Source organism: Mesorhizobium sp. L2C066B000 (assembly GCF_000502335.1).
GTDB lineage: Bacteria > Pseudomonadota > Alphaproteobacteria > Rhizobiales > Rhizobiaceae > Mesorhizobium.
In genome coordinates, this window is the sequence record NZ_AYWZ01000008.1 from 243,380 (window position 1) to 265,993 (window position 22,614).

A 22,614-nucleotide genomic window follows, 5' to 3' on the forward strand; every position below is an offset into this window, starting at 1 on the left:
CACAACGATGCCAGAGAGGGGATTCATAAACTTCGACTGCCCACCGGCCCCGGCGGAATTCGTTTGCCCAGCGTGTGGTGGCGCCAATGCCAAGGCAAAAGTTCTGAGCGCCGGCACGATGTCGCTCTACCGATGCGATCAATGTGCGTCGCTGATTTATCACCCGTTCCCATCAATCGACTATACGGAACACACCAACCCGTTGGGTATCCGCAACTACGTTGAAATGAACGCCTCCATCGACACTGTCGCGCGGAACATTCTCAGGGTCGTTCCAGAAGGTCGAGTCGGCAGAGTCGTCGATATCGGTTGCGGTTTCGGCTTTGCCCTGGATGCCGTTCGCACCATCGCCGGCTGGGAGGCCAAGGGCTTCGAGCCTTCACAGTATGGTGGCGCGGGGCGGGATCAACTCGGCCTCGATATCGTCCGCGATTTTGCGCCGCTGAACGCCAATCCACAATATCTGTACGATGTGGTGCATTGCTCGGAGGTAATCGAGCACATTCACGATGTGACCGGCTTTCTGGCAATCCTTAAATCGTATTTGGCCGAGGACGGGGTGATTGTCCTGACCACGCCCAATCCCGAGCGGATCAATCCTGCCACTGAACAATCCACCCTTCTGGCTCTGCTGTCACCTGGAGCTCACACGATCCTCTTTAGCGCTGAAGCGCTGACACGGCTGTTCGATGAAGCGGGATTGCCATTCGTATCCGTCGACAAAAGCGCAGACAGCACCTTGTTCTATGCATCGCGCAAACCGATCGAATTCCAACCCACCGAAAGTTGGGAGAGTAAGATCCTTTGGTATTTGGAGAATGCGCTTTCGCGCGCCACTCCTGGTTCTTCGTTGGCAATCGGCTTGCGCTATCGCCTTTTTCGCGGGGCCATCGATCACGGCAAGTACGAACTGGCGGAAAAGAGCTTCGCTTCAATTCTTGCTGATTCGCGGCCCAGACTGGATGACATAAACACGTTGGCGGAGTTTGCCGACCGGTGGCCGCTTTGCATAGCGGCTGCGACCTACTATCGCGGAATGCTGCTGCTCATCCACAAGGGCGACTACCTGCACGCGGCCGAGCATCTCTGTGCGGCACATCTGCTGTGCCGGAAAAAGCTGTCAATCGATTCCTCGGTAGCGGGGGTCGAAGCCGATTTAATCTGGCGGGCGAAGTATCACGAAGCGCTTTCGTTAAAATATGCAGGCCAGAACCGTCGTGCTCTCTCTGTTCTTCGGGCATTCGAAGAGAATGATTTATCGGTGAAAGTACCGCCAAACCTCATTCCGGATGTCGAAAAGCTTAGGATCGATCTAACAAGCTTACTTCCTCGATATGAAACCCTAAATGCTTGAGTACTCAGTTCTTGGCCACCGTGAAGGTTTTTATTAGATGAAACGATCGATCGTTGCCTGCATACCGCTCTACAATGGTCGAAATTTCATTGGAGCGTCGCTGAAAAGCGTACTCGAGCAAACTCGTCCGCCAGATGAGGTAATCATTGTCGACGATGGTTCCACCGACGGTGGTGCTGAAGTCGCTCGCGAAGTTGCCCGGGGCGACAACCGGGTATGTGTCCTGACGAAAGAGAACGGCGGTCAATCGTCGGCCCGCAATATGGGCGTCCGCAACTCCAAGAGCGACCTGATCGCTTTTCTTGACCAAGACGACTGGTGGTACCCAAAGCATCTCGAGACTTTGGAAGCTGCGGCAGGGCCTGAGCCTCAGGTAGGTCCATTCGGATGGGTCTACAGTGACCTGGACGAATATGACCGGGATGGAAATTTAGTGGTTCGGCAGATGCTCAAGCGCCTTGGTTCAGAACATCCGAAACGGACGATCTTCAACTGCCTGTCCCAGAACATGTATGTCCTCCCGTCTGCCTCCCTCATCTCTCGCGAAGCGTTCGAGGCGGTAGGTGGATTTGACGAGCGGCTTTCCGGCTACGAGGACGACGATCTTTTTCTGCGGCTGTTCAGGGCGGGCTACACCAACAGGTTTCTGAGAGAGGCCTTGTCCGCGTGGCGCATTCATGGTGACTCCGCGTCATACAGCGCAAGAATGGCTAGGTCGGCTCTAATCTACGCAGACAAACTTCTGGTGGCATTTCCTGACGATGTTCCCTTGCGACGCTACTACGCCAGAGACCTGATAACGCCGCGTTTCTTTCGCAGTGCGGCTGGCACCTACCGGATTGCAGGCCAGTGCGGAAGCGCTGAACTGCTGATGCCGGCACTTGCGCTTATCGACAGGATCACGCCGACGATGAGGATCAGGCGATGGCTGATCATGCGGGCGATACGGCCTTTCCTCGGCAGCCACTTGGTTGCGAAACTGGCATCTTTGGAATTTACACGTAGCTTTGTAAGCCGGGTTCTCGCAATTTAGCGGCGTCTGGCAATAGCCTGTCCGACTATGCAAGTTGGCTTCGGCGCATTCCCCACGCGACGGCCAGCAAGTAATTGCTCCCCACTCCCGGTCTCCAGTCTGGCTGCGTTGTCGCGCCGGGCATGGCAGCGCGGCTCTCGCGAGATATTGGTATTGGGGTCGATTTCAGATGCTGGGAGACGGATTTCTACACAGATACTTTCTCAATAATGGAGGAAAGCGGCTTCATAAGTGGTTCCATTATTTCGATATCTACGAGCGCCATTTCGAACGCTTCAGAAACAGAGCGCCAACGATTCTCGAGATAGGCGTGTCCGGAGGCGGCTCCCTTCAGATGTGGAAGGCTTACTTCGGCCACGGCGCTCGCGTAATTGGCATCGATATCGATCCGATCTGCAAAGCGCATGACGAAGTCGGCATAGAGATATTCACTGGCAGCCAAGACGATCCGGCGCTGATCAACCAGATCATCGACAGATATGATGCCTTCGACATCATCATCGATGACGGAAGTCATATCATGCGACACGTAATGAAGAGCTTTGAGCTGCTGTATGACAAGGTCGACCCTCATGGCGTTTACCTCGTCGAGGATCTTCATACTGCGTATTGGGATGAGTATGAGGGCGGCCTGAAGCGAGCCGGGACTTTCATGGAGTTCGTCAAGGACAAGCTTGATGAGATAAACGCGGCACACGCAAGAGGCGCGATCCCCGTCTCTACCTTCACCCGATCGACAGCCTGTATCGCCGTCTACGACAGCGTGGTCGTGTTCGAAAAACGGCCGCAAGGCACCCGCCAAACCTCCATAACGACAGGAATGGGATATGCTGAACAGGAATGAGTTGCTGTTTTCATTATTCGATCCGAGCGGCTTCGGCCTGGAAATCGGACCAAGCTACAATCCTCTTTTGCCAAAGCGCCGTGGCTACAATGTCGAAATCGTCGACCATGCCGACGCCGCCAGCCTGCGCGAGAAATATCGCGACGATGCATCAAAGATCGAAGAGGTCGACTATGTCTCGGACGGCCGCACTCTGCTCGAGACCATCGGCTATGAGCAACGATACGATTTCATCTTTGCCTCGCATGTGATCGAACATGTCACCGACATCGTTCGTTTCCTCCAAGACTGCGAAACACTGCTGAAACCCGGGGGACGGCTTGTGCTGGCGGTACCAGACAAGCGCTTTTGCTTCGATGCGCTACGGCCGCTGTCCACTGTCGGTCAGACGCTGCAGGCCCATGCGGAAAAGCGCAAACGCCACACGCCGGGAATTCTGTTTGACCAGGTTTCGTATGTTTGCACCAAGGCCAAACAGACCGTCTGGCTCGAGCCGACCTTTGACGATGTCGCCTTCCTGCAAAGCGACGAAGAGGCAAAAAGCATGTTCGAAGCCGTTCAGGTAGACACGGCCTATTACGATGCTCACGCGTGGCAGTTCACGCCGGCCTCGTTCCGATTTCTGATCAAGAAACTTCGTTCGCTCGGATACATCAAGTCGGGGGAACTTGCGTTTCACAAGAATGAACCGGGTCAGTTACACCTGCATGAGTTTTATATCAGTCTCTCGAAGAACGCCCCTGTCCTGCATGATTCCGATGTCGATCTGCTCAAGGAGGCGGAGCGGGAGCTGCGCGAAGTTGCCGTAAGCCGGGATGAGCTAAGCTTGCAGATCGCGGCCGCACACCAACAAATCCAGAGTCTCATTGCAACGAACCAGGCCCTGTTGAAATCGACATCCTGGAAGATAACCGCCCCGCTACGCTATGTCAGATCGGTGTTCCTGTAACACCACGCACGCCATGCAGGCTCACCCTCAATGCAAGGTCGGATCACCGGCCAGCAGGCCGCGCGGCCCGGTCGTTTCGAAACTGACCTGGTCGCGGCCGTTGGACTTGGCCTTGTAGAGGTGCCGGTCGGCCGTCAGGAACATGTCGGCATAGGTGGTGGGTCCGCTGAAGGCGACGCCGCCGATGCTCACCGAGAGCGGACAGGGCCGCCCATCCGGGGCAAACTCGACCTCGCGGATGCGCCGCCGGATCCCCTCGGCAACCAGCCAGGACTGCGACGGGTCGGCGCCGGGCAGGAAGATGGCGAACTCCTCGCCGCCGATGCGTCCGACGATGTCGGCGCCGCGCAGCTGGGCCTTGATCGTCTGCGCGATCAGCTTGAGCGCCTGATCGCCGCAATCGTGGCCCAATCGATCGTTGATGGTCTTGAAATGATCGGCGTCGACGATCAGCAGGGCGCCGGCATCGACGACGGCCTGGCTGCGCGCCTGTTCGAGATAGGCCTCGACCAGCATCGAAAACGCGCCGCGGTTGAACACCGCGGTCAGGCTGTCGGTCGCCGCGACAATGCTCAGATTCTTCTGGGCGATCGCCAGCTGGCGCATCTTGTACATCAGGAAAGAGAAGAACGATCCACCCAGCACAAGCGGCAGCAACAGGTCGGTGAGCTGCGCCCAGCGCAATGCTTCGGGCGACAGCGACGGAAAATTGTAGGAATCGACAAGGAAGGCCGCCGCGATACAGATCGCCGTGCCGACAACCGTGACTGCTATGACCCTGCCCCAGCTGGTGGGCGAAAGATCGACCCGCATGCCATTTCTCCCACTGTGTTCGCCATTTTGCAGCGGGAACACAAATGAAACCCTAAAATCTTACCTGCAATTCGAATGTGGTTAACCAGATCAATGCCAGCAAAAGTGCTGGCGACTTTCCCGGGAAAAGTGCGCAGCGCTTTCCCTTCAGAATTGCCAAGACAAAGGGATAGCGCGTTTCACCGTTTCCGTTAAACGATAAAACGCTCCGGCAATCGAAAGGCGCGATCGGTTGCCTTGTGAGTGGCGACAAAAAGCCCGCCACTTGCGCGGCGGGCTTTCCGACTGGCCGGAGGCTTCTCGTCAGCGCATGTCCCTCGGGAAGTCTGGGCCATGCGGTAGGAGAGTGCCGTAAAGCCTCACGGCTGGCTCGACACTCCCGGCGAAACCTGTCTCAGCGACGCGAGATCATAAGGCATAGCTGCCGCAGATCGCTGTCGTAGGTGCCCTCGCTGGCGAGCACATCGACGCAGCGCTTCTTCATACGTGTCAGCTGGCTGTTCGACATGCTGGCGACGACACCGGGTGTCCCAGGGGTGCCTGGTGTTCCAGGAGTTCCTGGCGTGCCGGGGGTACCGGGCGTACCGGGCGTGCCCGGCGTTCCGCCAATGCCGACGCCGACGCCGACGTTGATGCCGCTGCCGACGTTGACGCCGACCCCGGCCTTGATACCTCCGCTGCCGCCGACCGTGGCCCCAACACCGGCCTTGATGCCACCGGCTCCGCCGACCGTCGCGCCAGCGCCGGCCTTGATGCCGCTGCTACCGCCGACTGAGGCGCCGAGGCCCGCAGTAACGCCGCTATTGCCGCCGACCGTTGCGCCAGCACCCGCCTTGATACCGCCGCTGCCGCCAACCGAGGCGCCGGCACCGGCCTTGACCCCGCCGCTGCCGCCGATCGAAGCGCCAACACCGGCATTGATGCCGCCAGCACCGCCGATAGATGCGCCGACACCGACGCCAATTCCGCCGCCTGCATTCGCGGGAGCGGCAAAAATGACGATAATTGCACCCGCCGCCAGTGTTCTAGCGATTTTTTGAGTGATATTAACCATGACACTCTCCTTGTTGCCGTTCTGCTTTGTGCATTGCAACATGCCAGCAAACCAAAGCAGACATATGCTTAGGCACTCACAGCTACGCACGAGTCTTCCTTATAGTTTCTTTATTTTTTCCAAGAATAAGGATTGTAGTTCTCAAGGCGTGCACTGGTCTGCTAAAAAAAAATATGTTTTTGCTTCAACATTTAAACTTTGTTTAATTCTCTAAACAGAAATTCCACCGGAGTTGGAGCGGGTTGTGGCTGCGGCGGCCTGGAGCCGAAGGCCCACAAAAGGCGGGCCACCGACAGCCCAGCCACCTGGCCCCGTCACCGGGCAGCGTTGTGCCGACAGGGTCCTCACAACCCGGCTGGAATTCAGAGCTGGCGTCGGGGATGGATGGTCGGCGCAAATGTACCGGTAACGCTCCCGTGCGTTTAAACGGGAAGCGCGGTCAGGAGATCAGGCGTAGGCGCGGCCTTCGTCGGTGCGTTGGAAAAAGGCCAGGTCGAGCTGCACCGAAGGCCGGCCGAGAATGGTCAGGATGGCGTGCGCCTGGCCGCGGTGATGGGTCTGGTGGTTGAAGACGTGTCCCAGCGCCGGCGCCAGCCGCTGCGAGACGGTGCGCATGTCGGAAACGGTCATGTAGGAGAAGCGGCCGGACAAAGCCTTTTCGGTCAAACCGCCGACCCAGTCGACGATCCGCCTGTCCTCGGCCTCACGCGCCAGCTTCAAGCCAGGCAATGCGCGGTGCAGGATGGCGTCGAGCTTTGCCGGCGCGTCGCCCTCGCCGGTGAAGCGTTTCATCCAGATGCGGTCGGTGGCCAGCAGATGGTTGAGCGTGCCCATCATCGAGCCGAAAAAGGCGCCGACATCGCGGTTGAGCTCTTCTTCGTCAAGTGCGGCGACGGCATCGTAGATGCGGCCATTGGCCCATTGATTGTAGGCCGCGAACATCATGAAATGCTGTTTCATCTTTTTCCCGCCGACGAGTTCCGCTTCAGCCGCAGGCGCCTAATTAGACCGCGAGGACGCAGCCGCCAATGACCATTCTGTTCAATGAACTCGTCGGACACGACGCGACCCGTCCGTTCAGCCCGCATTGCTGGAAGGAGGCGGCGGCAGCAGCTTAGGGAGTAGGCAGTAGGCAATAGGGTCCGAGCGCTGTACTGCCTACTGCCTACTGCCTACCGCCTACTGCCTACTGCCTACTGCCTACTGCCTATTCCCCACACAAGTCTCCTGATCGCCATGCCACCACCCCCCGATTTCACCGATGATTTTCGCGCCGGGCTGGTCACGCTGCTGCGCTGGCGCCGGGATGTGCGGCGCTTCGAGCGGACGGCTTTGCCCGAGGGTACGCTGGAGCGGCTGCTGGAGCTTGCCAGCATCGCGCCGTCCGTCGGTCTCAGCCAGCCGTGGCGCTTCGTGGTGGTCGACAGCGCCGAGCGGCGGGGCGCGGTGAGAGACTGTTTCGAGCGCTGCAATGCCGAGGCGCTGGCATGCTTTTCGGGCGAGCGCGCCGCGCTCTATGCCCGGCTGAAGCTCGCCGGTCTCAGTGAAGCGCCCTGCCAGTTCGCGGTTTTCGCCGATAGGACAACGCAACAAGGCCATGGGCTCGGCCGCATGACGATGCCGGCAACCATCGACTATTCGGCCGTCATGGCGGTGCACACGCTGTGGTTGGCGGCGCGGGCGGAAGGCATCGGCATGGGTTGGGTGTCGATCCTCGATGCGGCCGAGATGGCCGAGATTCTCGACACGCCGCCCGAATGGACGCTGATCGGCTATTTCTGCCTCGGCTATCCCAGCGAGGAGCATGAGATGCCGACGCTGGAGCGCGAGGGCTGGGAGCGCCGGCGGCCGCCCGTTGTTATCAGGCGGTAGTGATACTGACAGTCACTTCGCGCCGTCTTTGCCGACCAGCTTGACGCAGATCGGGTCGCCCTTCGGCATCGGCGTGCATTGCCATTCGGGGCCGAAGCCGAAGTTCGTATCTGTGCGGCGACCCAGAAAGAGCAGCAGAACAAGGCCCACGGCAGCAAAAATGCCGATAATCAATAGGCTGGTGGTAGGCCAGCGCGTCCCGTCAAACACGGTCCGATGTTTTTCCATTCCGCTGGTTTCCCTTCGAAACCGTGCGTGCCTGCGCAACCGCCATTTTCCCGCAAAGCCTTGCCTTTGACCACAGCGTTGCGAACAGCCATGCGGGCGGTCGCGGTCGAATAACGCTGCCGGGGCGTCTCCCCTTGGCAATGGGCCGGGCGGCTTGTATAGAGCCCGCCACTCCACATTCCGATCTCAAGACTTTCCATCTCAAGACAAGGACGACCCCATGGCGCTCGAACGCACCTTTTCCATGATCAAGCCGGACGCGACCCGGCGCAATCTTACCGGCGCCATCACCAGGATGCTGGAAGAGGCCGGCCTGCGCGTCATTGCCTCGCGTCGCGTGTGGATGAGCCGCCGTGAGGCCGAAGGCTTTTACGCCGTCCACAAGGATCGTCCGTTCTTCGGCGAACTGGTGGAATTCATGTCGTCGGCGCCGACCATCGTGCAGGTGCTGGAAGGCGAAAACGCCATTGCCCGCAACCGCGAAGTGATGGGCGCCACCAATCCGGCCAACGCCGCCGAAGGCACCATCCGCAAGGTGCATGCGCTGTCGATCGGCGAGAATTCCGTGCACGGCTCCGACGCGCCGGAAACCGCCGCGCAGGAGATCAAGTACTGGTTCTCCGACACCGAGATCGTCGGCTGAGCCGATAGACAGGTTTGACTATGAAAGCCGGGGCAAAACCCCGGCTTTTTGTTTTTGGCCCGCTCCCTTAGCGGATCAGCGGCGTGTCCCAGAGGTCGCCGAGCAGCGTTTTCAGCTCGGTGAAGCGCTTCTGCCCAAGCTCCTGCGCCCATTCCCGTTCGACGTCGAGCAGGATGTCGGCCATCTTCTGGTATGCGGCGCGCCCGCGGTCGGTGAAGTGGACGACGGTCCCGCCGCTCTCATCGGGTGCCGCCGAGCGAGTGATATAACCCATCGCTTCCAGCGTCTTCAGCAGTTGATTCATGGCCTGCTTGCTCATCGCGGCGCGCTCGGCGAGCGCGCTCGGCCGAAGGCCATCCGGGCCGGGATATTGGATCACCGCCATATGCGGCGGGCTGAGGTCCTCGAAACCCGACGCCCTGAGATCCCTGATCAGCTTGCGGTGAATGGCCATGGCCGGAACGCGCAGCAGTGCACCGATCAGCGGTGGCTTCTTTGGCGGTTCTTCCCTGGATAATGGCATTGACACTCGGGTAAATCGAGTTTACTCATTTCGGTAAATCGGATTTACCACATGGGAGGGTGAAATGCTAGACAGAGCTAGCCAGATCAGCGTCAATCCGGCCGACGAGACAATCAGCCATGGCGGCCTTGCCGTGCGCTTCCTGCTTACCGGCGACCAGTCGAACGGCAGCATCGCCGCCTTCGAACTGACGGTCGCCGGCTCGCAGCGCCTGCCCGCCCCGGCGCACAGCCACGATCACTATGAAGAGACGATGTACGGGATCGAAGGCGTGCTGATGCTGACCGTCGACGGACACCGGCACGATATCGGGCCGGGCCAGGCGCTGTGCATTCCGCGCGGCGCGGTTCACCGCTTCGACAACGACACCGCCGCGACCGCCAAGGTGCTGTGCGTGGTGACGCCGGCGGCGATCGGCCCGGAATATTTTCGCGAGGCCTTCGCCATCTTCAGCACTGGCGGCCCGCCAGACCGCACCAGGCTGATGGACCTGATGCGCCGGTTCGGCCTGACGCCGGCGCCCCCGCCGCCGCAGTCTTGATTCTTAGCTCGCTGCGTTGAAGCGCAAGATGTCGTGGCCGTCCTTGTCGGCGATGATCAGCTTGCCGCCATCGACACGGTATGACGCCGCCTTGGCGAGCGCCTCGAACAGCGCCTTTTCCTCGGCCATGATCTCCGGCGCGCAGGCCTTGTAGGTCGAGCCGATGTCGCTGATGACGATGGTCTCGCCATCGACCTTGGCGGTGGCGAAATAGGCGTTGCACGGGCCGCTGCCGCCCGCCTTGCCGGCTTCGCTGACCCGGAACGTCGCCTGCGGCTCCGAAATCACGCCGATACCGTCGATATATTCGACTAGCCAGCTCTGGCCGAACAGCGAGGCCGAGGTCGGCTTGTCGCTCGGCGCCACCATTTTCAGCACAATGGCCTGCGGCGCCTCGCTGAGCGGATCGACCTGATAGCGCGAGTCCGTGACGAACAGCAGCTTGTCGTCGGCGGTGATGCGCGCCTGCAGCGCATAGGTCATGTTGGGCCGGATCACCGTTGGATCGAAGCTGATCTCGAACTTGATCGGCACCTGGCCGGCCGGCGCTACCTTGCGCTCGCCGACAATGGCGGCCGGCGCATCGGCCAGCGATACATCGGCAAGTTGAACCGACAGCACGGCGTTGGGCGGCAGCGCGATGCGCTCGCGATACATCACCTCGCCCTTCAGGGTTTTCTCGGCGGCGACGGAAGGCTCGGGAACGGCCAGAACGCCGATAACCAGCGGCACAAAACCGAAGACGAAGAATTCGGCGATCCTGTCCAGCATGCCCTTGCTCCCTTTTTGCCGATGCGATTTGGCCAAGGGAATGCGGTCAATACATGGCTGCGCCGAGATTTATTCGGGCCGCGCCTTCCAGCGCGCCGCAGCCTGGTCGTCGGCGTCCTTGGCCTCGACCCAGCCGCCATCGGTGCCGTCCACGCGGTGCTCCTTCTTCCAGAAGGGTGCACGCGATTTCAGGAAATCCATCAGGAAATTGGCCGCTTCGAACGCCGCCTGCCGGTGCGAGGACGCCGCCACCACCAGCACGATGTTTTCGCCCGGTGCGATCTTGCCGTGGCGATGGATGACGGTCAGGCCTTGCAACGGCCAGCGCTGAAGCGCCTCGCCGGCGATCCGGCTGATTTCGGCCTCGGCCATGCCTGGATAGTGCTCGAGTTCCAGCGCCGACAGCTGGCCCTGCTCGTCGCGGCAAAGTCCTGAGAAGGACACCACGGCGCCGATGTCGGCGCGACCCCCGGTCAGTTTCGCGATCTCGGCGGCAACGTCGAAATCGTCGCGCTGGATGCGCACCGTCGGCGCGCCGGACATGGTGTCAGCCCCCGGTCATCGGCGGAAACAGCGCGATCTCGCGCGCGCCGGCTATCTTCTCGCGATGCTCGACATGTTCCTGGTTGATGGCGACGCGGATCACATCAGGATATTGCAGCGCGTGCTCATATTCCTCGCCACGCGATTTCAGCCAGCGCAGGAGGTCGGCCACCGTCTCGATACCGGCGGGCAGTTCGACATCCTCTTCCGGCTTGCCGATCCGTTCGCGCACCCAGGCGAAATAAATGAGCCGGGTGATCATCTCACTCGTCCATGATGTGCTTGAGGCCGGCGCGGAAATAGTCGTAGCCGGTGTAGAGCGTGACGAGGGCTGCGATCCACAGCAGCACCAGTCCGGTCTGCGTGGTCAGCGGGAAGATCTTGTCGCCGGCAGGCCCAGCCAGCAGGAAGGCGATGGCGACCATCTGGATGGCGGTCTTCCATTTGGCGAGCTGCGTCACCGGCACCGAGACTTTCAATGCCGCCAAATATTCGCGCAGCCCCGAAACCAGGATTTCGCGGCACAGGATGATGATTGCCGCCCACAGCGACCAGCCTGCGATGCCGGCATGGCGGTCGGTATCGGCGGCGAGCAGCAGCAGGCAGGTGGCGACCAGCAGTTTATCGGCGATCGGGTCCAGCATCTTGCCGATGTTGGACGTCTGCTGCCAGGCGCGCGCCAGATAGCCGTCGAGATAGTCGGTGATCGAAGCCAGCAGGAAGATGATCAACGCCGACCAGCGGGCGAAGTCGCTCGATTTCAGATGCCCCTCGAGAAAAAAGCACAGCACCACCAGCGGCACCGCGACGATGCGGGCATAGGTAAGCATGTTGGGCAGGTTGAACGCGCGCTTGGCCATATCTCAGGGACTCTTTCTGCCTGCGTACTCAAATCAGAACCGGATGTAGGGGGTCAACAGGCGAGATTCGATTGGCCAGACGAAAATAGCGCGCGATTGCCGGGATTCGAGTGGCCTGCGAGAAAAGAACGGCTGCGGCCATTTGATCGGGACAGCGGCGTCACCGGCGCTCAGCTCTCATGGAAATGATTGTAGACGAGCTTGGCGACCTGCTCTGAAATACCGTCGACCTTGACCAGATCCTCGACTGCCGCGCGGCTGACCGCCTTGGCAGTGCCGAAGGCCAGCAGCAGCGCGCGCTTGCGACCGGGACCGATGCCGGCGATCTCGTCGAGCGGGCTCTTGACCAATTCCTTCTTGCGCCGCGCGCGGTGCGAACCGATGGCGAAGCGATGCACCTCGTCGCGCAGCCGCTGGACGAAATAGAGCACGGGATCGCGGACGGGCAGCGAAAACGAGTCCCTGCCTCTGACGAAGAAACGCTCGCGGCCGGCATCGCGGTCCTGGCCCTTGGCGATGCCGATGGCCGCCACGCGATCCTCGATGCCGAGGTCGGCGAGGATCTTGCGCACCGCGCTCATCTGGCCCTGGCCGCCATCGATCAGGATGACGTCGGGCCAGGCCGGGAAGCTGCCGGAGATGTCTTCCTCGATGTCGTCGCCTGCTCCACCGGCTGCCGCGTCGTCGGGAACGACATCGCCATGTTCCTTCAGCAGCCGCGAAAAGCGCCGTTCCATCACCTCGCGCATCATGCCGAAATCGTCACCGGGCGTGATCTCGGTCGAGCGGATGTTGAATTTGCGGTACTGGTTCTTCACAAACCCTTCCGGCCCGGCGACGACCATGGCGCCAACGGCGTTGGTGCCCATAATGTGCGAATTGTCGTAGACCTCGATGCGCACCGGCGGCTTGGGCAGGCCGAAGGTCTCGGCAAAGCCGGCGAGCAACCGGCCTTGCGTGGAGGTTTCGGCCAGCCGGCGGCCGAGCGCCTCGCGGGCATTCTGCAGCGCGTTGTCGGTCAAATCCTTCTTCTCGCCGCGCTGCGGCACCGAGATCGACACTTTACGGCCGGCGCGGGTGGACAGCGCTTCGGCCAGCAGTTCCTGATCCTGGACGCCTCGCGACAGAAGAATGTTCCGTGGCGTCGGCTTGTCGTCATAGAACTGCGCCAGGAACGAGCCCAGCACTTCCGCCCCCTCCAGTGCCGGATCGGCCTTGGGGAAATAGGCGCGGTTGCCCCAGTTCTGGCCGGTGCGGAAGAAAAACACCTGGATACAGACCTGGCCGCCCTCCTGATGGATGGCAAAGACATCGGCCTCATCGACCGTGGCCGGGTTGATGCCCTGATGGCTCTGCACATGCGATAGCGCTGCCAGCCGGTCGCGATAAATGGCGGCGCGCTCGAAATCAAGCTCCTGCGAGGCCTGCTGCATGGCGGCAGAGATTTCGGTCTTCACCTTCTGGCTGCGGCCCGACAGAAAATCCTTCGCCTCGCTGACCAGCTCGGCATAGTCGCTATGCGAAATTTCGCCGGTGCAGGGACCGGCACAGCGCTTGATCTGGTAGAGCAGGCACGGCCGGGTGCGGTTTTCGTAAAAGGAGTTGGTGCAGCTCCTGAGCAGGAAGGCGCGCTGCAGCGAATTGATGGTGCGCCCGACCGCGCCGGCCGACGCAAAAGGTCCGAAATAGTCGCCCTTGCGCGAGCGCGCACCGCGATGCTTGTAGATGCCGGGCGAGATGTGATCGCCGGTCAACAGGATGTAAGGGAACGACTTGTCGTCCCGCATCAGCACATTGAAACGCGGCCGCAAGCGCTTGATGAGATTGGCCTCGAGCAGCAGCGCTTCGATTTCGGTGCGGGTGACGACGAACTCCATCGTCGATGTCTCGCGCACCATGCGGCCGATGCGGGCGGTGTGGAACCGGCCTTGCGCGTAGTTGGTCACCCGCTTCTTCAGGCTGCGCGCCTTGCCGACATAAAGCACGTCGCCGGCGGCGTTCATCATGCGGTAGACGCCGGGCGCATTGGGCAGCCGCTTGACCAGTGTCTGGATGACCTCGGCGCCGACCATGCCGTCGGCGTCGCCGGCATGCGGCGCCCAGTCTATCGCGGTGAAGGCGACATCGGGCCCGGTGGCCTCGGGCTCGACGATCTCCTCGACCGCCTCATCCTCAAGGTCGATGTCGGGCGGCATATCGTCAGCGGCGCCGGCGCGCGTCTTGTGTTTCTGGTCTGCGGGACTCATTCCACCATGCCTGTCACATCCGGCGTCTGCCATGCAAGATGCTGGCCGCCGTCGAGCGCGATCATCTGGCCGGTCACCGAGCGCGCATCCCAGAGATAGCGAATGGTGGCGCCGAATTCGGCCAATTGCGGGCCGCGCTTCAGAATCAGGCCATCGACCTGCTTCTGGAAATCATCATCGTCCTGGCGCGTATTCTTCAGAGTCGGACCGGGACCGATGGCGTTGACGCGGATGCGCGGACCGAGCGCCTGTGCCAGCATTTCGGTCTGCGTCCACAAGGCCGACTTCGACAGCGCATAAGAGAAATAGCGCGGCGTCGGCCGCCAGACGCGCTGGTCGATGATGTTGACGATCAGCCCCTCCTGCCCTGGCGGCAAGGCGCGGGCGAAGTTTTGCGCCAACAGCGCCGGCGTCTTCACATGGATGGCGAAGTGAAGGTCCCATGCCGCCCAGTCGAAGTCCTCGACGCTATCGTCGACGAACAGCGACGCATTGTTGACAAGAAGCGTGACCGGGCCGAGCGCTGCCGCGGCGCGGCCGACGAGATCGCCAACCGCATCCATGTCGGTCAGATCGGCGGCTACCGCGCCGGCGCGGCCGCCTCCGTCCCTGATGTTCGCAGCCAGCGCGTCGGCCTCGGCGGTCGAGCGGTTGGCGTGGATGGCGACGGCAAAACCGTGCGCGGCCAGATCCTCGACGATCGCCTTGCCGATCCGCTTCCCCCCGCCCGTCACCAGCGCCGTTCCGGCGGCTTCGATCATCTGTCAATCCTCAATCTGCGCCTCAATTCGGCTGGCGGCACATTGTGACGCGTCCAGGGGTTAAATGCCGTTTCCACCTGGGGCAGGAATGTGGCGAAACGGCTTTTTCGCCGCCGGCACCGCCCCGGATTCGGGTCGGCAGGACCGCAATATAGGACGCTGAACCCGTTGCACCAAGCCGAGTGCAGTGCAGCATCGCCTGCGTACTGACATTTCGCTGTTGCGAAGATGCAACGTCAAGCTTCGGCCTCATTCGTGCCGGGGAATGACCCATTTTCAGGTTCGCTGCCGCCGCATTTTGACACGACATTCGGAACCGTTGAGTGCCAGATCCGTTTCACCCCCCGGACGGGTTGATGGCGCTCAGGACAAACAAGCCTACGTGTCTTGTGGCTTAAGGAGTAAACAACAATGCAAACCAATCTCAAATTCGCGCCGCTCGCGGTTGCGCTCGGGCTCTTCGCCCTCAGCGGTACCGCTTTTGCTGCCGATGTCGTCTCGGAAGAGCCCCCGGCGCCGGCCCCGATCGCCGAGCTCCCCGTCGCTTCCTGGGCCGGCCCGTATGCCGGTCTCAGCGCCGGCTACGGCTTCAGCGGTCATGCCAAAGTCCAGGACGGCGGCCCCGACATCAAGACCAAGGGCTTTGTCGGCGGCGTTTTCGGCGGCTACCAGTGGCAGCAGGAAAACTTCGTGTACGGTGCTGAAGCCGATCTCGGCTACAATGGCGTCAAGGGTGACAGCGGCGGCGTCAATTCCAAGGGCGGCTTCGAAGGCTCTCTGCGCGCCCGTCTGGGTTACGCCGTGACCCCGGAAATCCTGCTCTACGGCACCGGCGGCGGCGCCCTGAAGAACCAGAAGGTCTCGGTCCCCGGCGACAGCGACAGCAACACCATGCTCGGCTGGACCGCCGGCGTCGGCACCGACATCAAGATCACCGACAATGTGTTCGGCCGTGTCGAGTACCGCTACACCGACTTCGGTTCCAAGAGCTTCGACAGTGTCGGCACCAAGGTCAAAGAGAGCGACAACCGCGTCACCTTCGGCGTCGGTATGAAGTTCTAACTGTCGTTCAAGCCACGACACAAGAAAGCCGGGCCTCGCGCCCGGCTTTTTTTGTTTCGCCCGTCAGGCCGGCACAGCCACCTTCAGCCCCGGAAACTTCTCATCGAAACGCGCTGCCCAGCGGGTCAGGCGGCCGCGGCCCTTTTCCCATTTGCCGGCGAAGCGCAGAGAGAGGTAGCCGAGGCAGGCACGCAACGCCAACTGGCCAAGCGTGATCTTCTTCGGCAGCTTCGGCGGATTGGCGTTGAGGAAATCGAGTGCGGCGGTGATCTTGGTCCACTGGCGATCGAGCCAGGGTTGATAGACCATCTCCTCCGGACGCGTGCGCCGCTCATAGACCATCGACAGCGCGCAGTCGCATATGCCGTCGGCCAGCGCCTCCAGCACTTCGGCCTCGAGGCGCTTGTCGGCATTGCGCGGCAACAACAGGCTCTTCGAAGCGCGGTTGAGATGCTGGGTGATGGCGCGGCTGTCGTGGATCGAGCGGCCGTCGTCGAGCACCAGCACCGGAATCTTGCCGAGAGGATTGGCTGACATCAGTTCAGCAGGCTTGTCCTCGGTCTTGACCGGCACCAGTTCGACGGCAATGCCGGCATGGAGTGCTGCCATGCGCACCTTGGAACTGTAGGGGGATGAGGACGCGTAGAGCAGCTTCGGCATGATCGGTTCCCTGTTTTCGGACGGCCAGTGCATGTCGCTCAACAATGCGGCTCCGGTCTTGAGAACGACGCGCGTAAAACAAAGGTCTAGAGCGCGTCGCCTGAACCCCATCGGATGCGACCGCCTTAGTGTTGGCCGATCTTCCCTGAGGGAGCAACTGCCAGAAGGGCAAAACCAGGCGGCCAATCCGCCGACAATGAAATCGCCAATGCATGTCTCACAGAAGTGGCGTCAATTTCGAGAGAACGACATGCATCAAAACAAGACCTAAATCACAACAAAAAAGCTCCCGGGAATCTGCCAGTCGGCAAAGTTCCCGGGAGCTTTGAGATGGTCCGCTGTTACTTCTTCTTGGCGGCTGGCTTTTTGGCCGGTGCAGCCTTCTTCACAGCTGCCGTCGACTTGGCGGCGGCGGCCTTCATCGGAGCCTTGGCGGCGGGTTTTGCCGCTGTCTTGGCTGCCGGCTTCTTGGCGGCGGGCTTGGCTGCTGCCTTCGCAGCAGGCTTCGCCACAGCCTTGGCGGCCGGCTTCTTGGCGGCGGGTTTCGCTGCTGCCTTGGCGGCGGGTTTTGCAACTGCCTTAGCTGCCGGCTTTGCCGCTGCCTTGGCGGCCGGCTTTGCCGCTGCCTTCGGTGCTGCCTTCTTTACTGCTGCAGGTTTCGCGGCAGCTTTCGGTGCCGCTTTCTTTGCCGGCGCTTTCGCCGCCGGCGCCTTCGTCGTGGTCTTTGCCATGCGATGCCCCTTGCGTTTGTGCCAATGGCCGTGAGTGACCCGGCGAGCTAATGCATATCTGACTCGTGCGTATCTAGCCAGCGAAGCATTACATAGAATTTCGCAAATTAAGTTTCGGTTACGCTGAGAGCATTATCGCAATGATCGGCACAGAAATCGGCAAAGACTCTTCCCGCTTCGCAGCGAACTGTTGCGAGAGAAATCTCTGATATCGAGACTCACACGATCTTTTCGTCAAGCTCACATTCTCTTGCAACGCCGTCGATCTCACGCGGTCATCGGCGACCTATCGGATGGCAACAATCATCGCACCGCAGAGGCTGATCTTGCTTCATCCCCACGGTTGCAGGAACAGCACTAAACTAAACACGAGCTTTTTGCTCGTATATCGAAAGTGGTTGGATGAAAGCCAGGAAAGACAGCACTTGAAGGACAGCCTGTTGTGTGTCGGACGTCTCCCAGACGAGAAGGGAGATCGCCAGCTTCGGCGCAAGAGATGCCCAACGGAAATGGGAAACGAAAGATAGGGGAATCCTCCTCCCGGGAAGCCGCGATCCCTTGGAAGCCAAGGGGTGCAGGCCCCTAAGCGCCAACCCGCTCGCGCACCTGCAGCCGGCGCGAAGGCTCGGCGTGGTGGAGGTGGACGGCAAACGTATCCCACGGCGGCGCAATTCCGATCTGCATCAGGATCCGCCCGATCTCGCCGCGGTGATAGCCGCCCTGCGTGACGACATGTGTCAGCATTTCCTGGCGTGACATCATCGCCCTGTCGCCGTCGGTGAAGGTGAAAGGCACAGACTCTGACATGAGCTTTGGCGAGACGGCTTCGATATAGTCGAGATACCAACGATCCATCGCAGCGACATCAGCGCTCAATTCATCGAGTGCCGGTGTGTCCTCGGTGTTGTCGGACGCATAGCCATGACGCGTGCCGGAAAGATGCGCGGCGAATATCTTCGATACGACAAGGTTGTGGTTGATGAGACGGGTCGCCGTGTGGCGCTGATCGATATGCTCCTGCTGGTCGAGGCCCGCAAGCTTCTCCAGCAATTCACCATTCGCCCAGGCTTGATAAACGAAGAGGTTGCGGAGCAAATCCAGCGCGTCCATGGTCTATATCCTTTGCAAAAAATGTGAGTATGTTATCTATATTCTTGGCTGCTGGAGCAGACATGTCTACTCGCATTGCAAAGCCGCGCTCACGCATGCGCAAGCAGCCGCGCCAGGCGCGTTCGAGAGCGACGGTCGAGGCGCTCATCGAAGCCGGTGCTCATGTTCTGAGCGCGCTCGGCTGGGCCGGCTTCACCACCAACAAGGTGGCCGATGCGGCCGGCGTCAGCATCGGCTCGCTCTATCAATATTTTCCCGACAAGCTGTCGCTGGTCGAAGCAATTCGCCGGCGACATTTCGATCAGGTGCTGTCGGTGATCGCCGAATCAGCAGAAGGCGACAAGCCGCTCAAGCGATTCGCGCAGGAGCTGGTGCGCGGCATGATCGATGCGCACAGCATCCATCCGACGCTGCATCAGGTGCTGCTCGACGAGGCGCCGGGCGATCGCGGCTCACGCGCCGCCCATGCCTCGTTCCAGTCGCGCTATCTGGATCACTACACGGCGGCGGTGGCGCAATATCGCAGGCGCAGAAAGGACAATGAGACCGTGGCCCGGGTGCTGTCCTCAGCGGTCGAGGGCGTCATCCACAATGCCGCGCGGCGAGACATGCTCGACGCGCCGGAACTGCAGAAGCAGTTGGTCGAGCTGATCTGCGCTTACGTATCTGGTGGGAAGGCGATGTGAGGCAGCGGCAGCAGTTCGGAGATTGGCGAAACCGGAGCGACATCAGATCTCCCCCTTGCAGGAGATGGCAGGTGCAACGGCGGTTCTTATCCGACCTTAGCGCAGGACGCGGCAGCGGCCGTTGTAGACCATCCAGCGGTCGAAGCCCGAGACGCAGAATTCGACATTGTCGCCGATCGAGGCAAAACCCTGGCCTTCCTCGATCAAGTACCAGATGGTGCGGGCGCGGCCGTCGGAAAGGCTGACGGTGGCGCCGCAATAGCGGCGGCCGATCGGCCATTCTTCGCTGGCCGGGAGATAGCGATGCTGGTGGATGCGTTGGAAATCGGTGATCGAAACATCCGGCAGATGCGGCACGTGATGCACCTGGTAGGAGAAGCGGCTGGAGATTTTGCTTAGCACCCAGGCCTCGCCGCAAACGCCGCTGTCCTCGTCGGAATAGACGGAAAGATCGGCGGCCTGCGCTGGCTGGCCAAAGGGTGCGGCCAGCGGCGTGCAAAGCGAAATCAGGGCAGCAACAGCGGATTTGGCAAAGCGAGTCATGGCAGCCTCTCAAAGGTCGACTGCGCCCACTTTGCGGATTCGGCGGCGCGCGGTCAAGCGGTCGCCCTGACGATGGTTTCCCGCTCCGCAACCGGTTTTGCCGGTGCGAAGCTGCGAAACCACGTCCTGACCTTCGAAAAAGCTCGCCTTGCCCATTAGGAAAAGCGGCCTGCCCATGGCCGGCGGGCCGCCGAAACCCGGTTCAGCCTTGCCAGGCTGCGATTGTACATGAAGCCATAATCCTGTTGGGCGTTAATGTCGGCGGCGCCGCCATTTTTCGCCGCCGCCTCGTTCATCGCATCGACCGCCGCGCGGCTGTCGCAGGACACGGCAAGCATGACCTCGCTCGAGGTGGCCGGCGGGATGGGGCGATCGGTGAACTGACGCCATTTGGCGTGGGTGAGCAGCATGACGTTGATCGTTTCGCTCAGCACCATGCAGGCTGCGGTGTCGTCGGTGAAGTGCGGGTTGTTGTCGAAGCCGAGGGCTTTGTAGAATGCCATCGACGCAGCGAGATCGGCGACGGGCAGGTTGACGAAGATCATGCGGGGCATAGGGTCTCCTTGACAGTACACACTTGAAACCGGACCGGCGTTTCGCCGGACCATCCTCCGATGCCTTCTCTCAACGCACCGGTTTTGCTTTGCCGCGCACCCTCTCGGTCTGCGCCTTCTGCATCGCTTCGACCTCTTGATAAGCCGAGCAAAAACTGCATCTCGGCCGCCGAATATTCTCCAGCAATGCGGCGCCCGCCTCGAGGATCGGATGGTAGCAGCGCCGGACGAGTTCCTCGGTCTTCTTGCCCGCCGCGACCATGACCTTGCGCCTGTCATCGGGATCCGGCTGACGGCTGACGAAGCCGCGCTTTTCCAGCCGGTCGATCAACGTCGTGACCGCCGCCGGCGTGAGATTTGTCTCCCTCGCTACGAGGTTTGCCGGCCCCGCCGGCCGTGATTGATCGCACCGAGACAGCGGCGCTCGGCAGCGCTCAGCACATAGATTTCGGCGACGGTCCCATAGAACGTTTCGACGGCATCCTGCCAGCGCGACATCGCGAAGCCTATCGCGTTGACCAGTTCCTCTTCTGTCGATCTTGGCATTCGATTCGAAATCTAATAATTAGATATCTATGTATCTGATTCTGGGATTAGCGTCAACGCCGAGCCGATTAGATGTGCATCTCCATGGTTTCGGTTCGTTGAACACAGCTGAGCATTCGCGGATGGCGCCACCGTCAAAACCTCTAGCGACTTTGTGTCTTTGCCGCGGGCGTCGCCCGCTGCGAAGCGTCGCTACTCCCCGGCCAGCCATTCCAGCGACCAGTGCGCCGGCTTTTCGACCGCCAGCAATCTGTGCAGGACCGGCAGCACGATGCGCAGTTCGCGCTCCAGCGTGAAGGGCGGGTTGACCACCACCATGCCGCTGCCGTCGAGGCTTGGTTCACGCGATGCCGGCCGGATCTCGAACTCGATGTCGAGCAACTTTGGGACGCCGGATTGCTTGAGCGCCTTGCGGAAGGCGATGATCGCTTTGCGATCCTTGATCGGATACCACAGCGCGTAGATGCCACCCGGCCAGCGCCTGTGCGCTTTCTGCATGCCGTCGACCAGGCGGTCGAATTCGCCGGCTTCCTCGAACGGCGGATCGATCAGCACCAGGCCGCGCTTTTCCTTTGGCGGCAGATGCGCGCCAAGCGCCAGCCAGCCGTCGAGTTCGATCACCCTTGTCTGGAAATCGCCGGCAAACAGCGTCTTCAGCCTGGCGGCATCTGCGCCGTGCAGTTCGATCGCCGACAACCGGTCCTGCTTTCGCATGAGGTGCCTGGCGATCAATGGCGAGCCCGGATATTTCTTCACCCCGCCATCGGGATTGAGCGAACGCACCGCTTCAAGATAGGGGGCAAGCAGCGCAGCCGCCGATTTTTCGATCGGGGCGTGGATGAGGCGGCCGATGCCGCCTTGCCATTCGCCGGTCTTTTGCGCTTCCGCCGACGAAAGATCGTAGCGGCCAATGCCGGCATGAGTGTCGACGACACGGAACGCTTTGTCCTTCTGCTTCAGATAGTCGAGCAGAAGGCTGAGCACGACATGCTTGACGACGTCGGCGAAATTGCCGGCGTGATAGGCGTGACGGTAGTTCATGCCGCGCTCATGTCGAGGAGCCTCTGCCCCAACGCGGCGGTGGCGGCTTCGAGTTCGGGTTCTCCGGCCGGCGACCGCCGAAAGCCAGAGTAAGCAGGAAGCCGATCAGGCCGACGGCCATCAGCCCATAGCCAACCGGCCGTGCGCGTCGATCGATCTCACCGGCGCCGGAGCGCAGTATCAGATCCACTGCGCGTATCGGGATATCGTCGGCGTCGCCCGGGCCGGCGGTGAAGAGATAGGCGCCGGGACTGACGGTTTCGATCACGCCGGCCTCGTCGCGAAAGATCTTGTCGGGCAGTTGCGGGCTGACCTGGCGCGGATTGTCGGCGTGGTTGAATTGCAGCGTCGAGGCAAGCACCGTGCGCCCGGCTGTGGCGGCAGTCAGCGTCAGCACGGTGCGCTGCTGCGAGACAATGCGCTCGGCCTTTGCCCTCAGGTCGACCAGCACTCTGACCGGCGCGTCGCCAGCTTTCAGCGTCACCGTCACAGGCCTAAACCGTCCCTGGTCGTAGACGCGCCAGGCGCCGATCTCGTGGCCGGAGAAATTGCTCATGGCCCAGGGATAGACGAAGCCAATGGCGGCGCCGGCAAGCAGTATCAGGACAAACAGAAAGCGCATTGAGGAGATCCGGGTGTTCGACAG

Annotated in this window: 29 protein-coding genes; 9 read left to right on the forward strand and 20 right to left on the reverse strand. The window is 61.1% G+C overall.

Annotation, left to right across the window (positions count from 1 at the left end):
• The first annotated feature begins 7 nt into the window (after positions 1–7).
• From X733_RS147625 to X733_RS0135085, 4 genes are all read left to right on the forward strand, one after another.
• Positions 8–1,354 carry a class I SAM-dependent methyltransferase gene (locus tag X733_RS147625; protein WP_081740686.1) on the forward strand — a complete coding sequence of 449 codons (1,347 nt, stop codon included), beginning with the start codon at positions 8–10 and terminating at the stop codon, positions 1,352–1,354.
• Positions 1,355–1,391: 37 nt separating this feature from the next.
• The gene (locus tag X733_RS0135080; protein WP_023738638.1) at positions 1,392–2,387 is read left to right on the forward strand and encodes a glycosyltransferase family A protein; all 996 of its coding nucleotides are present in this window, start codon (positions 1,392–1,394) and stop codon (positions 2,385–2,387) included.
• Positions 2,388–2,556: 169 nt separating this feature from the next.
• A complete protein-coding gene (locus X733_RS147620) occupies positions 2,557–3,231 on the forward strand; it encodes a class I SAM-dependent methyltransferase (protein ID WP_023738637.1) in 675 nt (224 codons plus the stop codon).
• Positions 3,215–4,180 carry a methyltransferase domain-containing protein gene (locus X733_RS0135085; protein ID WP_023738636.1) on the forward strand — a complete coding sequence of 322 codons (966 nt, stop codon included), beginning with the start codon at positions 3,215–3,217 and terminating at the stop codon, positions 4,178–4,180. Before X733_RS147620 ends, X733_RS0135085 begins: the two co-directional genes overlap by 17 nt.
• A 27-nt stretch (positions 4,181–4,207) precedes the next feature.
• Here the strand turns inward: X733_RS0135085 and X733_RS147615 are convergent, their stop codons facing one another.
• From X733_RS147615 to X733_RS147605, 3 genes are all read right to left on the reverse strand, one after another.
• The gene (locus tag X733_RS147615) at positions 4,208–4,993 is read right to left on the reverse strand and encodes a GGDEF domain-containing protein (protein WP_023754713.1); all 786 of its coding nucleotides are present in this window, start codon (positions 4,991–4,993) and stop codon (positions 4,208–4,210) included.
• Positions 4,994–5,387: 394 nt separating this feature from the next.
• On the reverse strand, positions 5,388–6,047 hold the full coding sequence (locus X733_RS147610) for a hypothetical protein (protein ID WP_023814918.1): 660 nt from the start codon (positions 6,045–6,047) through the stop codon (positions 5,388–5,390).
• Positions 6,048–6,494: 447 nt separating this feature from the next.
• Positions 6,495–7,007, reverse strand: coding sequence for a DinB family protein (locus tag X733_RS147605; RefSeq protein WP_023819161.1), 513 nt, complete (start codon positions 7,005–7,007; stop codon positions 6,495–6,497).
• 276 nt (positions 7,008–7,283) lie between these two features.
• Here X733_RS147605 and bluB point away from each other — a divergent pair, with 276 nt between their 5' ends.
• On the forward strand, positions 7,284–7,919 hold the full coding sequence (gene bluB / locus X733_RS147600; RefSeq protein ID WP_023684733.1) for a 5,6-dimethylbenzimidazole synthase: 636 nt from the start codon (positions 7,284–7,286) through the stop codon (positions 7,917–7,919).
• Between the two features lie 12 nt (positions 7,920–7,931).
• On the opposite strand, the gene X733_RS147595 is transcribed toward bluB, so the two are convergent.
• Positions 7,932–8,147, reverse strand: a complete 216-nt coding sequence (locus X733_RS147595) for a hypothetical protein (protein WP_023819162.1) — start codon at positions 8,145–8,147, stop codon at positions 7,932–7,934.
• 220 nt (positions 8,148–8,367) lie between these two features.
• Between X733_RS147595 and ndk the strand changes: the two genes are divergently transcribed.
• Positions 8,368–8,790, forward strand: a complete 423-nt coding sequence (gene ndk / locus X733_RS147590; RefSeq protein WP_023701900.1) for a nucleoside-diphosphate kinase — start codon at positions 8,368–8,370, stop codon at positions 8,788–8,790.
• 67 nt (positions 8,791–8,857) lie between these two features.
• On the opposite strand, the gene X733_RS147585 is transcribed toward ndk, so the two are convergent.
• A complete protein-coding gene (locus X733_RS147585; protein WP_023819163.1) occupies positions 8,858–9,313 on the reverse strand; it encodes a MarR family winged helix-turn-helix transcriptional regulator in 456 nt (151 codons plus the stop codon).
• Positions 9,314–9,377: 64 nt separating this feature from the next.
• Here X733_RS147585 and X733_RS147580 point away from each other — a divergent pair, with 64 nt between their 5' ends.
• Complete coding sequence (locus X733_RS147580) at positions 9,378–9,854, forward strand: cupin domain-containing protein (RefSeq protein WP_023711914.1); 477 nt, start codon at positions 9,378–9,380, stop codon at positions 9,852–9,854.
• 3 nt (positions 9,855–9,857) lie between these two features.
• Here the strand turns inward: X733_RS147580 and X733_RS147575 are convergent, their stop codons facing one another.
• The 6 genes from X733_RS147575 to X733_RS147550 form a co-directional block, all read right to left on the reverse strand.
• Positions 9,858–10,625: a YbaY family lipoprotein gene (locus X733_RS147575; protein WP_023814922.1), complete on the reverse strand. Its 768-nt coding sequence runs from the start codon at positions 10,623–10,625 to the stop codon at positions 9,858–9,860.
• 69 nt (positions 10,626–10,694) lie between these two features.
• Positions 10,695–11,168, reverse strand: a complete 474-nt coding sequence (locus tag X733_RS147570; protein WP_023673447.1) for a molybdenum cofactor biosynthesis protein MoaE — start codon at positions 11,166–11,168, stop codon at positions 10,695–10,697.
• A gap of 4 nt (positions 11,169–11,172) precedes the next feature.
• The gene (gene moaD / locus X733_RS147565; RefSeq protein WP_023673448.1) at positions 11,173–11,430 is read right to left on the reverse strand and encodes a molybdopterin converting factor subunit 1; all 258 of its coding nucleotides are present in this window, start codon (positions 11,428–11,430) and stop codon (positions 11,173–11,175) included.
• 1 nt (position 11,431) lies between these two features.
• A complete protein-coding gene (gene pgsA / locus X733_RS147560; protein ID WP_023673449.1) occupies positions 11,432–12,028 on the reverse strand; it encodes a CDP-diacylglycerol--glycerol-3-phosphate 3-phosphatidyltransferase in 597 nt (198 codons plus the stop codon).
• A gap of 170 nt (positions 12,029–12,198) precedes the next feature.
• Positions 12,199–14,274, reverse strand: coding sequence for an excinuclease ABC subunit UvrC (gene uvrC, locus X733_RS147555; protein WP_023819164.1), 2,076 nt, complete (start codon positions 14,272–14,274; stop codon positions 12,199–12,201).
• Positions 14,271–15,035 carry an SDR family oxidoreductase gene (locus X733_RS147550; RefSeq protein ID WP_023819165.1) on the reverse strand — a complete coding sequence of 255 codons (765 nt, stop codon included), beginning with the start codon at positions 15,033–15,035 and terminating at the stop codon, positions 14,271–14,273. The genes uvrC and X733_RS147550 overlap by 4 nt, the downstream gene beginning before the upstream one ends.
• Positions 15,036–15,446: 411 nt before the next feature.
• Here X733_RS147550 and X733_RS147545 point away from each other — a divergent pair, with 411 nt between their 5' ends.
• On the forward strand, positions 15,447–16,097 hold the full coding sequence (locus X733_RS147545) for an outer membrane protein (RefSeq protein WP_023673452.1): 651 nt from the start codon (positions 15,447–15,449) through the stop codon (positions 16,095–16,097).
• A gap of 63 nt (positions 16,098–16,160) precedes the next feature.
• On the opposite strand, the gene X733_RS147540 is transcribed toward X733_RS147545, so the two are convergent.
• The 3 genes from X733_RS147540 to X733_RS147530 all read right to left on the reverse strand — a co-directional run bounded on the left by X733_RS147540 (position 16,161) and on the right by X733_RS147530 (position 18,598).
• A complete protein-coding gene (locus X733_RS147540) occupies positions 16,161–16,757 on the reverse strand; it encodes a glutathione S-transferase family protein (protein WP_023689091.1) in 597 nt (198 codons plus the stop codon).
• Positions 16,758–17,098: 341 nt separating this feature from the next.
• A complete protein-coding gene (locus X733_RS1000000169655; protein WP_023742331.1) occupies positions 17,099–17,488 on the reverse strand; it encodes a hypothetical protein in 390 nt (129 codons plus the stop codon).
• Between the two features lie 582 nt (positions 17,489–18,070).
• A complete protein-coding gene (locus X733_RS147530; RefSeq protein ID WP_023819166.1) occupies positions 18,071–18,598 on the reverse strand; it encodes a DinB family protein in 528 nt (175 codons plus the stop codon).
• Between the two features lie 95 nt (positions 18,599–18,693).
• Between X733_RS147530 and X733_RS147525 the strand changes: the two genes are divergently transcribed.
• Positions 18,694–19,284: a TetR/AcrR family transcriptional regulator gene (locus tag X733_RS147525; protein WP_023673456.1), complete on the forward strand. Its 591-nt coding sequence runs from the start codon at positions 18,694–18,696 to the stop codon at positions 19,282–19,284.
• 96 nt (positions 19,285–19,380) lie between these two features.
• Here X733_RS147525 and X733_RS147520 read toward each other — a convergent pair whose 3' ends face one another.
• The 6 genes from X733_RS147520 to X733_RS147505 all read right to left on the reverse strand — a co-directional run bounded on the left by X733_RS147520 (position 19,381) and on the right by X733_RS147505 (position 22,590).
• Positions 19,381–19,827, reverse strand: coding sequence for a hypothetical protein (locus X733_RS147520; protein WP_023711921.1), 447 nt, complete (start codon positions 19,825–19,827; stop codon positions 19,381–19,383).
• Positions 19,828–19,982: 155 nt separating this feature from the next.
• Positions 19,983–20,381 (reverse strand): glyoxalase, encoded by a 399-nt coding sequence (locus X733_RS147515; RefSeq protein ID WP_023731121.1) that lies wholly within the window; start codon positions 20,379–20,381, stop codon positions 19,983–19,985.
• Between the two features lie 70 nt (positions 20,382–20,451).
• Positions 20,452–20,799: a MarR family transcriptional regulator gene (locus tag X733_RS1000000168300; protein WP_196813743.1), complete on the reverse strand. Its 348-nt coding sequence runs from the start codon at positions 20,797–20,799 to the stop codon at positions 20,452–20,454.
• Complete coding sequence (locus tag X733_RS1000000170265; protein WP_023819167.1) at positions 20,751–20,927, reverse strand: hypothetical protein; 177 nt, start codon at positions 20,925–20,927, stop codon at positions 20,751–20,753. Before X733_RS1000000170265 ends, X733_RS1000000168300 begins: the two co-directional genes overlap by 49 nt.
• Before the next feature lie 192 nt (positions 20,928–21,119).
• A complete protein-coding gene (locus tag X733_RS147510) occupies positions 21,120–21,968 on the reverse strand; it encodes a 23S rRNA (adenine(2030)-N(6))-methyltransferase RlmJ (RefSeq protein WP_023684716.1) in 849 nt (282 codons plus the stop codon).
• Positions 21,969–21,975: 7 nt separating this feature from the next.
• Positions 21,976–22,590, reverse strand: a complete 615-nt coding sequence (locus X733_RS147505; RefSeq protein ID WP_023711922.1) for a hypothetical protein — start codon at positions 22,588–22,590, stop codon at positions 21,976–21,978.
• Positions 22,591–22,614: the final 24 nt, after the last annotated feature.